The organism is Ruegeria sp. AP7 (assembly GCF_056539905.1).
This window is the reverse complement of sequence record NZ_JBQFVT010000002.1, coordinates 272227-286577: the sequence shown is the minus strand read 5'-3', so window position 1 is coordinate 286577 and position 14351 is coordinate 272227. Positions and strand designations below refer to the sequence as shown.

The 14351-nt window shown below is 51.6% G+C and carries 15 protein-coding genes; 10 read left to right on the top strand and 5 right to left on the bottom strand.

What is annotated here, in order from left to right; genetic code table 11:
• Nucleotides 1-42 precede the first annotated feature (42 nt).
• The gene (locus tag ACR0KN_RS06275; RefSeq protein ID WP_170475532.1) at nucleotides 43-324 is read right to left on the bottom strand and encodes a glycine zipper domain-containing protein; all 282 of its coding nucleotides are present in this window, start codon (nucleotides 322-324) and stop codon (nucleotides 43-45) included.
• A gap of 285 nt (nucleotides 325-609) precedes the next feature.
• On the opposite strand from ACR0KN_RS06275, the gene ACR0KN_RS06270 reads away from it, so the two are divergent.
• Together ACR0KN_RS06270 and ACR0KN_RS06265 are read left to right on the top strand one after the other, a co-directional pair.
• Nucleotides 610-1608 carry a lipoprotein N-acyltransferase Lnb domain-containing protein gene (locus tag ACR0KN_RS06270; protein ID WP_480652419.1) on the top strand — a complete coding sequence of 333 codons (999 nt, stop codon included), beginning with the start codon at nucleotides 610-612 and terminating at the stop codon, nucleotides 1606-1608.
• Between the two features lie 61 nt (nucleotides 1609-1669).
• Entirely contained in the window at nucleotides 1670-2788 is a 1119-nt protein-coding gene (locus tag ACR0KN_RS06265; RefSeq protein WP_480652206.1) for an alpha/beta hydrolase, read from the top strand.
• Nucleotides 2789-3163: 375 nt separating this feature from the next.
• Here ACR0KN_RS06265 and ACR0KN_RS06260 read toward each other — a convergent pair whose 3' ends face one another.
• Together ACR0KN_RS06260 and ACR0KN_RS06255 are read right to left on the bottom strand one after the other, a co-directional pair.
• Nucleotides 3164-3286 (bottom strand): hypothetical protein, encoded by a 123-nt coding sequence (locus ACR0KN_RS06260; RefSeq protein ID WP_480618108.1) that lies wholly within the window; start codon nucleotides 3284-3286, stop codon nucleotides 3164-3166.
• A 214-nt stretch (nucleotides 3287-3500) separates the two neighbouring features.
• Entirely contained in the window at nucleotides 3501-3716 is a 216-nt protein-coding gene (locus tag ACR0KN_RS06255; RefSeq protein WP_480652204.1) for a hypothetical protein, read from the bottom strand.
• A 746-nt stretch (nucleotides 3717-4462) separates the two neighbouring features.
• Here ACR0KN_RS06255 and ACR0KN_RS06250 point away from each other — a divergent pair.
• The gene (locus tag ACR0KN_RS06250; RefSeq protein WP_480652202.1) at nucleotides 4463-5212 is read left to right on the top strand and encodes a DUF6629 family protein; all 750 of its coding nucleotides are present in this window, start codon (nucleotides 4463-4465) and stop codon (nucleotides 5210-5212) included.
• A gap of 305 nt (nucleotides 5213-5517) precedes the next feature.
• Here the strand turns inward: ACR0KN_RS06250 and ACR0KN_RS06245 are convergent, their stop codons facing one another.
• A complete protein-coding gene (locus ACR0KN_RS06245) occupies nucleotides 5518-6099 on the bottom strand; it encodes a TetR/AcrR family transcriptional regulator (RefSeq protein WP_480652200.1) in 582 nt (193 codons plus the stop codon).
• A 124-nt stretch (nucleotides 6100-6223) separates the two neighbouring features.
• Here ACR0KN_RS06245 and ACR0KN_RS06240 point away from each other — a divergent pair, with 124 nt between their 5' ends.
• The 7 genes from ACR0KN_RS06240 to ACR0KN_RS06210 all read left to right on the top strand — a co-directional run bounded on the left by ACR0KN_RS06240 (nucleotide 6224) and on the right by ACR0KN_RS06210 (nucleotide 10186).
• Nucleotides 6224-6814 (top strand): YceI family protein, encoded by a 591-nt coding sequence (locus tag ACR0KN_RS06240; protein ID WP_480652198.1) that lies wholly within the window; start codon nucleotides 6224-6226, stop codon nucleotides 6812-6814.
• 65 nt (nucleotides 6815-6879) lie between these two features.
• Nucleotides 6880-7419, top strand: coding sequence for a luciferase domain-containing protein (locus ACR0KN_RS06235; RefSeq protein ID WP_480652196.1), 540 nt, complete (start codon nucleotides 6880-6882; stop codon nucleotides 7417-7419).
• Between the two features lie 209 nt (nucleotides 7420-7628).
• Nucleotides 7629-7964, top strand: coding sequence for a hypothetical protein (locus ACR0KN_RS06230; protein ID WP_480652194.1), 336 nt, complete (start codon nucleotides 7629-7631; stop codon nucleotides 7962-7964).
• A gap of 58 nt (nucleotides 7965-8022) precedes the next feature.
• Entirely contained in the window at nucleotides 8023-8490 is a 468-nt protein-coding gene (locus tag ACR0KN_RS06225; protein WP_480652192.1) for a DUF411 domain-containing protein, read from the top strand.
• Complete coding sequence (locus ACR0KN_RS06220; RefSeq protein ID WP_480652191.1) at nucleotides 8490-8954, top strand: c-type cytochrome; 465 nt, start codon at nucleotides 8490-8492, stop codon at nucleotides 8952-8954. Before ACR0KN_RS06225 ends, ACR0KN_RS06220 begins: the two co-directional genes overlap by 1 nt.
• A gap of 12 nt (nucleotides 8955-8966) precedes the next feature.
• Complete coding sequence (locus tag ACR0KN_RS06215; RefSeq protein WP_260023800.1) at nucleotides 8967-9311, top strand: copper resistance CopC family protein; 345 nt, start codon at nucleotides 8967-8969, stop codon at nucleotides 9309-9311.
• Complete coding sequence (locus tag ACR0KN_RS06210) at nucleotides 9308-10186, top strand: CopD family protein (RefSeq protein ID WP_480652189.1); 879 nt, start codon at nucleotides 9308-9310, stop codon at nucleotides 10184-10186. Before ACR0KN_RS06215 ends, ACR0KN_RS06210 begins: the two co-directional genes overlap by 4 nt.
• A 774-nt stretch (nucleotides 10187-10960) precedes the next feature.
• Here the strand turns inward: ACR0KN_RS06210 and ACR0KN_RS06205 are convergent.
• Nucleotides 10961-13612 (bottom strand): AsmA family protein, encoded by a 2652-nt coding sequence (locus tag ACR0KN_RS06205; RefSeq protein WP_480652187.1) that lies wholly within the window; start codon nucleotides 13610-13612, stop codon nucleotides 10961-10963.
• Nucleotides 13613-14351: the final 739 nt, after the last annotated feature.

Sequence of the window (14351 nt, the reverse complement as noted above, 5' to 3'; positions counted from 1 at the left end):
GTAAAGCAGTCTTTGGTCCGCCATGACGGCATAAGTTTTTTCCTAGTCGTTGTGACTATTTCGGTCGTCGCGGCGCTCCTCTGCGCGGTCCTGCGCGTCTTCGAAATTGTCCTTCTTGATCGCGCCGCTCACGGCGCCAACTGCCGCGCCGGCAGCAGCCCCGCCAACGACGTTCTCGCCAGCAATGGCAGCGACGGTGGCACCAACGACCGCGCCTTTGACGGCTTGGTCCGCGACGTAGTCAGCCTGAGCCGTCGCTGCCATTGTGATGAGAATTGCCCCTGAGATAGGAGCAATAACGAACTTCTTTGTAGAGTTTTTCATTGGTTACATCCTTGTTCTACCCAAGCAACCACTTCGGTTGCCTTGTGTTATCGAATTAGGTGGGACCACCGTCTGCTGTCTTTTGCCGTCGGGACAAGGTTTTGCGGATACTGGACACTCTCTGCTATTTGGGGATTTTCAGCTGTATCCACTGAAGTGATATTTGCACTTGCGCGCCTTCGTTTCTTAGATCTGCTGTTTCAAGAAACTGAAGATTTGACATCGAATGGTCCGTTGGTCGTGCTAGCTTAAGATTGCTCACATCATTTGGAGGAGCATTCTAGAATGCGAGTTGTCTTTACGGTTCTAAGTGTTTCAGTGCTTCTTCCTGCCCTGGCTTATTCCGTAATTTGGGGAACTCTCGCTCTATGGTTCAAACTTCCCGGACCCGAGTGGCTGAAGTGGGTCGTTTGCGGTGGTTTCGCAGTCTTCGGCATGGGAACGCTAGTCGCAATGTTTACACGGGCGCGGTGGCGCTGGCTCGTTGTTTTCGCAACAGCTCTTGTTGCACTGAATTTGTGGTGGAACACGCTGGTTCCGCCGTCCGCGGGAAATTGGTCTCCGGAGGTCGCGCAACAGGTAACAGGGTCAATCGACGGGGACATCTTAACACTAGAGAATGTACGGAACTTCGATTGGCGAAGCGAAACCGACGTGACGGAGACATGGGAAACGCGCAGTTACAATCTCTCGCAGATTGAGACAGTGGATCTTTTTATGTCGTATTGGGGCGGGCCATCCATGGCGCATATGATTTTGAGCTTTGGCTTCAAAGACGGGCGGTACCTTGCTTGGTCAAATGAAGTCCGTCGAGAGAAGGGGGTTTCTTTCTCGCCAGTTGCTGACTTTTTCAAAGCGCACTCGATTGCAGTTGTGGCGAGCGAAGAAAAAGATGTTGTCGGCTTACGCTCGAACATTCAGGGCGCTCGCGTTCAGATTTTTAGACTCAGAACAGTGCCTGGGAATCGTAGGAAGCTTCTCGAAGGGTATGTTGCAGCGGCGAACGGGGTCGTAGAAAAACCGCACTGGTTTAATTCCGTGTTCACCAATTGCTCACGTACAGTGGTCCAGATCGCACGGCATATTGGCATCAAAATACCGATGGATTGGAGAATCATTGTCAACGGGTATTTCCCATATTTTCTTTATGATCATGGGGGCATGAACACTGATCTATCGATCGAAGAGATATTTCGATTGGGGGATATCACTGAGAAGGCTGAGGCCTTCGGCTTGGTGGACGGCTATTCGGAGGCCATACGAGTAGGTGTCCCCAAACACTAAAAGATGATATTTACTAGATGCACTTACAATCACATTGGATGCGTCAAATAGGGCTGCTCACATGACCAAAAAAAGCGAAGTGTTAAAGCTCACTCTGCTCATTTTGGGGCTAATGGTTCTGGTTAGTGCGTGTTCACGACCTCCTGAACTGGTCGGGATAGAAAATCCTGAGGTTAGCATTGAAGACCAAGCTGGAGTGAAGAAGCAAAAAATCTTTATGGCGACGACTAGGGCGGCAACAGGTGTGCAGGGTGTTTTTTTCTCCGGAGACAGAGCAAAAGAAGTCGGTTTGGCGTCGGTCGATGTGACAATTCCTCCAACGCATGAGATTGGCGAATTGAAACGCCCCAAGAAGTTGCCCCCTGATCCGAGCAAAGAGTTCACAATAATAGACCCTATTGTCTATTCCAGCGATGCAAGGTTTATTTCCGCGGTAAACAAGGAATTGAACTCTCGCCCACCTTCTAAACGCACAATCCTTTTCTTTGTGCACGGCTACAATAACACTACCACTGATGCACTTTTGAGGCTTGCGCAGTTCGTTGAGGACTCTGGATACGAAGGAGTGCCCGTTTTAATGTCTTGGGCGTCCTCTGCTCAGACAACTGGGTATGTCTACGACTTAAACAGCACGCTGATTGCACGCAGTAAACTTCCTGAAGTTGCGAGTGTTCTTCAACAGACCAACGCTACAAGTGTCAATATCTTCGCTCATTCGATGGGTTGCCTTTTAACTATGGAAGGTATTGTCAACTCCGTCGAGACTGGTCGCGCGCGAGGCATCACGAAAGTTGAAAACATCATGCTTGCTTCGCCAGATATCGATATCGACTTATTCAGAAGCCACATGGAGGCGATCCCCCAGTCGATCACCGAGAAAATCTTCATTTTGACGTCAGAAGATGACAGTGCTTTGAAATTCTCACGCCGATTGGCAGGTGGCATCCCTAGGGTTGGGGCATCTGATGCGGAGGAACTTGAAAAAGAATTCGGAGTTCTTGTCATAGACCTATCCGACATTGTGAACTCCGATTCTGGAAGCCACAGCAAGTTCACTGGGTCGCCGGAGGTCGTGCAGTTGATTGGGTTGGGTCTAAATTCAGCGAGCAGATTTGGAACCAGTTCAGCGCCTCCAATCGAACGGATTATGGCGAACTCACCCATTAGAGTGTTTGACTGACGCTAAAATACTATTTGTTCGCCGATCTGGCGACCTGTGATCAGGTATCTATAGACTTCTTGCAAAGTTGCTCGATCGAGTCATCCGTTAGCCTGAAGCAATTTGCGAAGCATGTCGCCTTCGATCAATGAGGCGTTCACGACAAGGCGAACCATCGGGAGCGGTGGCAGTTTGGATACTAGACTGAAACGCCATCGGGCCAATCAAAGCTCCCGCGCCGACGGAAGCTTGCACACTCGCAGCGCGGGAACGCCCGATTTGCAAAGAGGGCTATGCATACCGGGTACTGGGAATACGGATCAATAGATAGCCCAGACCACAAAAAGCCAGCGCTTTTACTGCAAGGAATGGTAAGAGCGGGCGGCCGTAGGGCATTCAATATTTACGTTGTGTGTCGCTGATCTGATCGACGAAGCTGAGCAACTGACTAAGTGAACCTCCTGGAGGTGCAGCGTGGGCCGCCGCAACGGAGGGATAGGCCAAAGGTTGGACGAACATGGAGGCCGTGCCTGTGCCAGATGGCGGCAAGATTCAGCGATCTACGCTTTCGTACGGCGGCTGGCAGGTGGGACGCGACTATGTTCCAGTTCTGCCGCGATTTGCGAATCTTGAACCATCACGGCGTCGAACCGCCAGACCACGCCATACCGACCGAGCAGGAACTCTGTGGACCACCGGGGCACAGGGGAAACCCGTCAGCAACAGAAGCGAATTAGTCGATTTTAGTCGCTTCCGACTTTCTGAACACCAACAGTGTTACAAAGAGACCGCCTATCAGTAGCATATGCGCCGCCGCTGTTACGCCGAACACGAAGTAACTGCCGACCATAAGCGAGAAAATTGCGCTCCACATCCATGCCAACATTTGCATCAGCAAATGGGCCACGGGTAAGGACTGATTTCTTAGTGGGTTTTTGGTTTCATCCATTACCGAAGCCCATGTGGTTTTCACGTCTAAACTATTGGTGATGATTTTCCTCCCAATTCCAATTAATTCGTGATCTCAGTTCCACTGAGCATAACTGGAGTGTTCGCTGCCAGTGGAGCAGCGGGATCAAATTACAAGACAAACCGTTCGTGATTTGTGATATTGCTAATACGTACAATTCAGACGGTTGGACCGAAAAAAACGGCGCCCGAGGGATGGGTGGTACGCGCAGGTTACAGGTTTGGGGTGCATGTGACAGCCTGCAAAGCCCGGATTGGATTCGCAACTCGCGCCATCAACTGGACCGGAGGGACGGATCGTTAGCAGCGCGGCTAATTCCGAGTGATGGATACATTTTAGTTAGGGTGAGCCTCAATACCGCGATTTTTCCTGATAGCTGCAAGCCAGCGTTGAAGTCACTTCCTCAACTGTAAACTCAAGGCCGGAGCGATTTCGTTGGCCAAGACAAACAGCATGGGGAAGAAGGTCAAAAGACGAGCCCGAAAATCCGCGTAGCACAGGCTATCGGCATTCCTTGGTACGTCGGAAGAAAACATAAAGACACTTAACTTTTTAACCAATTTCTTCGCGGACCCTGCCGCTGAGATCGTCGACGCTGAACAACCAACGTTCCGCTGTTTGGTCCGATTTGACTGGTCCGAATTTACCTGACAGCACCGTTTCCTAAATAGTTGGCCAGACAACAGACAATGCCCCCTTTAGGCAGCACAAGCCAGTACTTCGGAATGAAAAGTGTTCTTTGCTTCAACGACTTCAGCTATGTAAAACGGCAGAGGTGTCTAAGCATGTGTTTCTCATCACAAGCCAGTTTTGTAGCCGGTGCAGCAATCATAGCCTGCAGTGGTCTTACGATACGTTTGGCGTTGCAAATGGGCGAACGATTTCTTCCGCTAGCCAGCTTTCCACTTTTCTTTGGGATTCAGCAATTGTCCGAAGGCTTCTTGTGGGTGTCCATTGACAACCCGTCGGCAAACCCTTCTTCGGCAGCTGCGTTGACGTTTCTCTTCTTTGCCTATTTCTTTTGGCCGTTTTGGGTTCCGCTATCCGCGGCTTCGATTGAACGTAACCGGCGTCGCAGGCTCATATTCCAAGGGATTTGCGGAATTGGTTTTTGCTTAGGCTTGTTGCTTTACTTACCAGTGTTGTTGTCACCAGCAAACCTAGATATTGGCCTAGCTCAACACTCCATTCAGTATGAAAACATAGAAACGTTCCCGTCCGAAACTACGAGGAACTTTGCACGTGTTTTCTACGCTTTGGTGATCTGCGTTCCGCTTGTGGGATCGAGCGATAAAGGCTTACGAGGTTTCGGGTATCTAATTGTCGTTTCCGTTGCTTTGGGGTTCTTTTTTGCTTCTCATGCCTTCACGTCAATCTGGTGCTTCGTTGCGGCAGGTTTGTCTGCCTACATCTACTTCGTTCTAAAGTTTCACTATTGGGAGGTAGACCGCTTAGGTGGGGCTGCCAAAGGTTGAGGGACATTTTGAAAAATGCGTATAAGTGCGGGAAGGGGGTTTCGCTGGAAAGCCGTCATCCGACAGTTTTTGTCAGATGACCGCGTTGAGCTCATAGCGAACGACGCTTAGGTTGCCATCAACGTCAGCGATGAGCAGAAAGCGGACTTTTCAAACTTTGAAGAACGATCATTGCGAATCTTTGCCGAGACCTTTTGGAGCAACCGCTATTGGGAACTGGCTGGATATGTTTTTGATCTAATTTGCTGTTCTGCCGAAATCTCGCGCCTGTTGCAGGTTGCTTTGATTGCAAAGTCAGGCGATGGTCACTGTCCTGAATTGATTTCCGCGATACTGCAAAGCAGATCAACATGTCGATCCAACCAATCCTCGTCCAGTGCTTCGTGACGTATGAGCTTGCGGAAATAAGGTGCCGCGACTGCTAGTTCTATAAGCTGTTCAACCGGAACATCCGCGGCGATCTCACCGCGGTCTATTGCGGCTGCAAATACTGCTTCAACACTTGCGAACCTGTCTTTCATGAATTCAGTGATCACCAACCGCGCTTCTTCGTCGGTGGACGCAGCAGCGACCACCTGAGGCGCGATTTGGCCCCATGGTGTGTCATTCAAGGCTCCCATCAGTACGCCGAGTAACCAGCGCAGGTCAGATCGCAGCGGGCCATCGGTTTTGGGCGGTATGTTCGGCGGTGTTGCGATGCGCCTGAACGCTGCATCACGCAGACAACGCGCATCTGGCCAGTGCCTGTAAAGTGTGCTGCGCGAAATGCCAGTTGCCTTCGAAACTGCACCATGAGTTACGTGCAGTACGCCCTCTTCCCTCAGTATCCTTTGCGCCGCATCAAGCGCGGCCTGCCGTGTGGCGATCAGCCTAGGATCTTCTTTCAATCACCCCTCCTATAGAACATTTTGTTGCACAATAGAACATTTTGTTCTATAAGCATGGCCAGCTAAAAGCTAAAGCTCAATACTCGATTTCGCGAACACGTCTTTTCAAAATAGGAGCGTATCAATGTTCAAAGTGGCAGCAACCCCGCTGGCGGTACTCTTAACGATGGGCGCGACAACCGCATTGTCCGAGAGTGGCAACTACGAGCTGGATCCTGGACACAGCCAGGTATTGTTCAGCTACGACCACATCGGTTTCTCAGAAACGTTTGGAATGTTCTCAGGTTTTAGCGGCGAGATAGAGTTCAACGAAGATGATCCGTCTGCGTCATCTGTCACAGTGTCTATGCCTGTAAAATCCATGATCACGGGCTGGGATGCCCGTTTGCAACACTTCATGTCCGATGACTTTTTTAGCGCGAGTGACGGTGACGTGGTCACATTCGCCTCAACCAGCATTGAAGTGACCGGGGAAAACACCGCGGATATTTCTGGCGACCTGACCATGAATGGCGTCACCAAACCTGTTGTTCTGGAAACAACGCTTAACAAGTCAGCGCCATACCCGTTTGGTCCGAAAGAGGGCACGCCGACCTTGGGGCTGGCTGCCACGGCGACTATCGTGCGGTCTGAATTCGGACTTGGGGCATTTGCGCCAGCGGTGAGCGACGAAATAGAGCTCTTGATCAATATCGAAGCATTAAAGGCTGAGTAATGTGTGCAAGGGCGCTGATACTGCGCTGAGCGCTCATTCTCAACTTTTGACGGGCTGGCAACAAAATGAATGTGTTCCTTAGACTACTGGCGGTTGCTGCGATAGCGGTGGCGTTGACGTGCCCGTTGGCATTCGCACAAGAGCGCTCCTTGCCGGAGCGCACCTCACCCCGCCCTGAAACGACAAGCGGAGTACCGCATACTCAGATTGGTGTCGAAATTGATGCCGATTTGGCCAAGCTATTGCTGGAGCGTGTTGCGCAATTACCAGGGGTCACGCTTGGCCCGACACGCATATCGCTTCCTGGCGCGATTGGCTTTCAGCTTGAACCCGACATGTTGTTGTCCCAACCGAACTCTATCGTCGGTGGGTTTGAGTTTGCGCACATGCATCCTGATGGCAGCTTGCACGCCTCGCTCGACCCAGAAATGGCTCGAAGGGCAATTGAGGCTGGCTGGGCCGTAGCTCACCCTTGGGCCAAGCAACGTCCTGGGTGGAGCGGCTTTGTCATGATCTATACTCCAACCACACCCGAAGAGCTGGATGTCGTCATCGATCTGGTTGAAAGCTCGTACACCTTCATCACCGGCATCACTCTGGGCTAAACACCAACCTGCTGACCTTTCCGTTGCTGACTAATGCGCAGGTCAGTCAAAATTCAGTTTTACCGGAATTTCAGATGATTCATGTACCACCGCTCTAGACGGGCCGGATCCAGAGTTGTGGGGCAACTTCAATGGATGCAACTAGGATCGTTTGCTTCGACACATCCTCGTAACTTGTCAAAACTACATACCCCCAGTAGATATTTGGTATGTTTCGCTTGATCCTGTCGATACTTCTTGTTGTTGCATTCTCTGGCGCATCCGCAGCGTCCGTGAAGCATGGCTTGATCCATGGATCGGATCATTCTGGTCATCATGCTCAAATGGCGGACGACGATCCGTTGGCTAATGCCGAGAAAGCTGTTGCGGATTGTTGCGACACCACCAGCGGCATGGGTTCAGCATTCTGTTTTAGTGATCTTGTCGCCACGGCGGGGATTTCGCCGATTGCTCCATTGGTGATCTCAGAGGGTGGTGTGATGCACGCTGATTCCGATTTTTCGGGCCTCGCAATGGGCGTCCCCACCGGTCCTCCGAAAGCCTGAACGGCAACGGGCGCCCGCCCGCAATCCGTTCAAATTTCACATCAAAGGACCGACAGACATGATCACACGTCGTCACTTCACCACACTGTCCGCAACTGCTCTCATCGCGACCGCTCTTCCCGTCCGTGCAGGCACTCCAATGCACGTGCTCAGCTCACCAGGTTGCGGATGTTGTCACGCATGGGCCGACTTGGCTCGCGCACGTGGCTACGCCGTAACCGTTGAGGAACTGACCGCCCCCGAGGCACAGAAGTCAGCGCGGGGTATCCCGTTGAACCTCGCATCCTGTCACACCATTGAAGCCGATGGTTATGTCTTTGAAGGCCATGTGCCGTTCGAAGCACTGGAAACCGTGTTGAAGGATCGGCCTGACATCACAGGGCTAGCTGTTCCTGGCATGCCAATGGGCTCTCCTGGTATGGGCGACGATCCGTCCGCCCGCTACGACATCATCGCATTTGGGGGAGAGGCTGGGACCGGAACGGTGTACTACCGCGCGGGCACAGCTCAGCCGTTCGACACCTGATGGTAGGGCGCACAACACTCTTGGCTACCGGTGGGCTTGCGCTCGCCGGTTTCACAGTAGCGTTCGTTCTGGCCCAAGCCTCTGAAGCGGTCGGTCTTTTGACACCTGATGACGGGGAAGTTGTCGCCAATGGCCAAGATATTTACGCGGACCAATGTGCTGTCTGCCACGGTGAGAACCTTGAAGGACAGCCAAACTGGCGGAAACGCGGCGAGGATGGTTTGCTACCAGCACCGCCGCATGACGCCACAGGGCATACGTGGCACCACGATGATGAAACGCTCTTCACCTTGACCAAATTTGGCCTGGCCGGACTGATGGAAAATGCGCCCCCAACCGGGATGCCGGTCTATGAAGGTGTGCTCAGCGATGACGAAATCATAGCGGTCCTTTCTTATATCAAGTCAACCTGGCCCAATGACCTTCGTGAATACCACGACGAGCTGAATGCCCATTCCGAATAGAGGAAAACTCAGATGATCAAACAAACTCTTATCGGCTTGGTCGTAGCAATGGCTCCAATACTTGCGGCCGCGCATTCCAAGTCCGAAGAAACGACGCCGGCTGACGGCGCGACTGTCACGGACGTGCCGGAGCTTACCATGCGGTTCGATGATCCGATGCGCATCATCTCGGTCACGCTGACCTCACCAGATGGCGACGTCGAAATTGACCGCGAAACGGGTATGGACCCCGCTACAGAATTCCGGGCTGTGCCGTTGGAAGAGCTTGCACCCGGAAGCTACCGCTTCGACTGGCGCGGTATGGCTTCCGACGGTCACCCGATGCAGGGCAGCTTCTCTTTCACAGTCGCTAAATGACTGGACTGGCCCCCATTGACGGTGTTGTTGTCTTGGCCATTTTGGCGAAAGCACTTGGCTACGGTGCGGTGTTGCTAGCGATGGGTGGCGTCCTGTTCACGGCCCTCTTTGCCAAGCGCGCTGAAGAGTCTGTTCTACGCCTTGCGCGGCACCTCGCGGTCGGAGCTGCGATTGTCGGTTTGGCCGTACTTGCTCTACGTTTTGGCATCAGAGCAACGCGGATATCCGGGATGGGCTTTGAGGGCGCGACGGACCCAATGATGCTTGGTTTTGTTTGGGATAGTCCGCTTGGCACCGCCGCGATTTGGCGAGGGGTGGGTGAACTCGCGATATTGGCAATCCTGCTCCCCCGCGTAGGTCAGTGGGTCGCTTTGGTGGGTTGCCTCGCCATTGCGATTTCATTTGCCCAGGTGGGGCACTCGCTCGGAGAGCCTAGAGCGGCTCTCGCGGTCTTGCTGGTTCTTCATCTGCTGGCTGCCGCGTTTTGGGTCGGTGCTCTCCTGCCCTTGCGCAAAGCAGCTCTCACTCCCACTGGGGCCGATCTACTGCACCACTTTGGCAGTGTCGCTGCTTATGGAGTTGCCGTCCTGATTGTTGCGGGCGCAGCGCTCGCGTGGTTGCTTTCGGGCTCCATAGCCGCCTTGTTTGGGACGGCATATGGATTGGGGCTTTTGATCAAGGTCGTGATCGTTTCTGCCCTTCTTGGCCTCGCGGCGCTGAACAAGCTGAGATTTGTTCCGGCTCTCAGGGCTGAGAAGCGCGGCGCGGAAATTGCTCTCCGGAGGTCGATTTCAATGGAGATGTTGGCTGTTGTCCTGATCCTGTTTGCAACGGCGACGCTAACCAGTGTGACGACACCTCCCATCAATCTCTGATGGCTTATAGTCCGAAGCCGGAACTGCAAAGCCTTGTTACGAATGTCCGCTTAGGGCTGGAACAGTCGTCGCCGATTGAAGCAATGAGCGATTGCTTAGAACCTTTCGAGAACATTGCGCCAAAATTGGATCTGCCTTTAGCACGTTTTGTCTGCGGCAGTTTACGAGCTTTGGCATTTGGACCAACTCTACGGCTTAACACCAGCTTTCTTTAGGCCTTCGACTAAAAGCGCGTTGTGTTCGGGTAGGCGCCCAGATCCCAGTAACCGGTATCATCAGAGACAATAAGAATTATGTTAGGCTTCGATCCAAAAGTCGAAAGCGATGACGGATCAAAGTCTTGTGCTTCAGTGGGGGTAGAGATCGTAAAAGTAATTGCGGTAGCAAGTGCTGTCGGCAACATTAACCTCTGCATAAGTTATCCTCCCTAGGCATCGAATCATATTTTCAAATTTAGATGTTTGAAAGGATAGCGCAGAAACACAGACCAGCTGGCATACGGGCATTGGGTTAGGGCGACTACCCGGTCGTATCGTATTGATCTCTGACCAACGCTGACAGTTCAATTCGACAGCTGTCTAATGACAAGTCCAATTGACAATACCAAGCCATTCAGAAATTCCGTTCAACTTGAATGACCGGAATAGTTCGCGTTGCAGACATTCACTGAATTCTGCTGAACATCTCCATCGAGCCCAAAGCAGAAATTGCATTTCGGAAGCAAAGTCTGCCTTTCTGAACGTTAGATTTGACTTTAACTGATCGCCTCCGCCACTACTGCAGTTGTAAAATATCCGGAACGCAAAGTTTTCTTTTTACCGGCATTTTGTCCGCACCATCCGATCGTTTCAGTCTTTTTGGCCCGTCTTTGACCTTAACCTTCGGCTTAGCCAGCGGGCCCTTTAAAGTCACTGGCCAGGGGCTTTTCGAAAGAGGTTCTCCGATTTTGCGGGGTTGTAGATTTAAGTCCAAGGCCTTGCCAGTCAAATCAACAGCGCCAAAGACGACAACCTGGACGTGATCTGTTTCCAATGTGGTTTGTTTCGTCGAGAGGTTTCCATTAGAAATAATAATCGGCGCTCGCAAACATACAATTGGAGCTACCTTTTGTTTGTCCTTGGTAAACACCCAAGGTAGCACCCCAAGCCCCGCCAGATCTAAAAGCTGAGTCTCGATCGAGCCATCACGCAGTGAGACTGTGGCATTGCCGCTCATGCTGTTAGCAAAATGCTTGGGTGAATCGGTTCCGCCTGTAATCGAAAAATCTGCATAGACTGTACCGCTTGCGCCCTTTTTGAAGTTCAGGTTGTGAAGAATATCATCCAGCTGCCAGCCACCTGCATTGCCGGTCAAAGTGAGTAGATGCGCGTCGTTTGATAGATCCATTTGCCCGCTAACGTCGAAGCTTGCGCCTCCGTATTCAAACTTCAAAGGCCCAGCCTTAAGCTCGTTTTTGTTGAGCGTCAGTTCGCTCTGCAAACTGCTGATGCCTTTCGCACCCTCTATGTGACGAAGGTCTACGTCGACATCCATATCTATACCGGACAAGAGAATTGAACGTCCGATAGGTTTAAGCGTTACATCTCTCAACGCACCTTGATCGCCTTCGTCTTCTTGCTTAGACCCTTTCTCCTCTGGCTCTGGACCGCCTATTTTCCGCAACTGTGCAGCGGCCTGTACGATAGTTCGGATCTGATCTATCTTTATCAGGTCACTCTCAATGGAACCCCGCAGCACCGGCTCACTTGTTGCATCATCTAGATCGGCCAATATCTGTAAGACAGAGTCGGCGACCTCAACATTGGCACTAGCGTTCCAATCGGTGCCTTCGCTAACAAGGTCGATTTCAAGGCGTGCCTGTCCGGTTTCGACGCGTTCAAGCGACAGGGCTTCCAAAAGGTCCGCTCCGGATGGGACTGAGACATCAATTCCCAAATCCAGGTCCTCGAATTTGAGTACATTCTTGACAGTGCCATGCACTTCAAGGTTCCAGACGTCCGTATCGCTTGTCTTCCCATCCAAATTCGTCAGCGAAAGCTGATTGATGTCACCGTTCAAGTGGAAGTCACCGGAAAACCTGCCAAGCTGGTCGTCTGGTCCCAACAATTCTGGCGAGATCAAACTGCTTGCCGGTATATCGATTAGGCCTTCTGCTGATATGTCTTGCAACTGAAGCGCGTCATCGACCGAACCGTTCAAAATGATAAACGGATCGGCGGGGTTTCCAATTCTCAGGTTGATGTTTCCGACCTTTAAGGCGCCTTCTGGTGTTTTGGAAAGCTCGGAGAACTTAATCGGTGGCGGGCCTTCGCCGGACGTGTCCAACGTGAAGCCGTTGGTCTTAATGACCATTTGTCGCTGCGGCACCTGCCCGGGTACGCTGTCAATAACCATGTCGACCGCGATAAGTTTAAGATCATATCGCGAGGCGGCTGGCGCTGGTTCCGCATCTTCTGGGTACAACCTAATTCGGGTTGTCAGCGATACGTCTTCCGGGTTGCCCAGTTCCCCGATCTGCCCAGTCAGCGAAAGGCTTTGCCCGCCATCCAACTCAGCCAATACAGATAGGCCGTCAATCCGCGCTACGCCGTCGACTGATTTGAACGTTGCACCTATATTCCCCGTACCGTCCAAGACTTGGTTAAGCTTCAGGATATCGAGAAGCTGGCCAAGTTCTGCAATCTCTATGCTCGTCTTCACTTGTAGGCCGTTTTCTTGAGGGACTTCATCTGCGGCAATCGCAATCTGTTCAAAGTTCAACGCCACTTGAAACGGGTCTTTCGCGGGAAATGTCGCGTTCAGTTCAAACCTCTCTCCGTTTAGCGAACCGGCCCCGACTGCCGTCGCAACATCGGTTTCCGTATCACGCTTTAAGAGCAGCTCAGGAAGCTGCAGATCCAACTCAAGTCCGTTTAAATCGTTCTGATAAAAAATGGCGAGATCAGTCAGATCAATTTTGCGGTCCGTCAGAATTCCGGCTAACGGCGGCGTCGGGGAATTTGCAGGTTTTCCGGCTTCAGCTTCCGTTTGGGAAATGGACTGCCAGTTTCCGAAGCCGTCTTTGTCTGTGATTAGGTTAAGATGAACACCTGAGAGCGAAAGACCACTTAGTGACAGTTTACTGTTCCAAAGGTCGCGCGCGGAAACTTCAAACTCGATCTCATCGATTGCTGCAAGTTTCACATCAGCATTCTGAGAACCGGGTAGTTCCAGCCCTGTCGCTGACACTTGCAATTGCCAACCAAGTCCCAGACGCACTTCATCTTCAATTCTAACGTCCTGACCAAGTTTCTTAGAGATCAGATTTTCGACGAAAGTAGTCCTGATCGAAGAAAACAACGCAGAAGACAGAAAAAGCCAAGCTGCCAACATAGTGACACACGCGACAACGAAACAAATCAATATACCTTTTGCAACGTATCGCACGTACTTCTCCTAAATTTCCGATTCATCTAGTGGGTAGCCTAGACCATTTAATCATTAAGTTAATGGAATATATGGTCAGTAAATGTTCTGAAATCTGAATGATCTTGCCTATATAGCCGTTATTCTCGCCTATTTAGTCGAACCGCTAAGAAGCGAGTAATTGATAGACGTTCGACTAGTGCTTCACGCCCGGTTTCTAAACGGCAGGCTTGAGCGTTGCATGAGTGCTGACTAAATCGGTCCGACTATCCCTCCAACCGAAAGAAAGCAGGATTCTTTCGATACCCTTCATTTATTCAGTAACTGCTACTAATGAATTCATAAAACAATGATGACACGACGAGCTCACTAGCCAGAAAACAAGAGGGTCAGGCTGCGTTTTGTTCCAGAGCAGGGGCCGTTACGAGGCAGATTGTTCACAATGTCCGGCTCCTTAGTCGAGGTCAATGTCGGTCTATTGCATCCCTTGGGTGGGGGCCTTTGGATCAAAGAGCGCTTTATGAGGCCTTGCGTTGGAAATGCTTTCCGTGTTGCTGCAGCTTGGCTTGGTGCCGTGTCATCACTAATGCTGGCACTTGGCTTATCAGATACAAATCTGTCCGCGTGAACAGAATAACTCCCTCCCGCTTAGGATCGGGCGCCCCAGCATGCGAAGAGTTGGCAATTCGCCGCTCGGGGCAGTTTGCGTCAACAAGTGAAGTTCGACTGAATGCTAGCTTTGTCCCGCACTGCCGCCGTT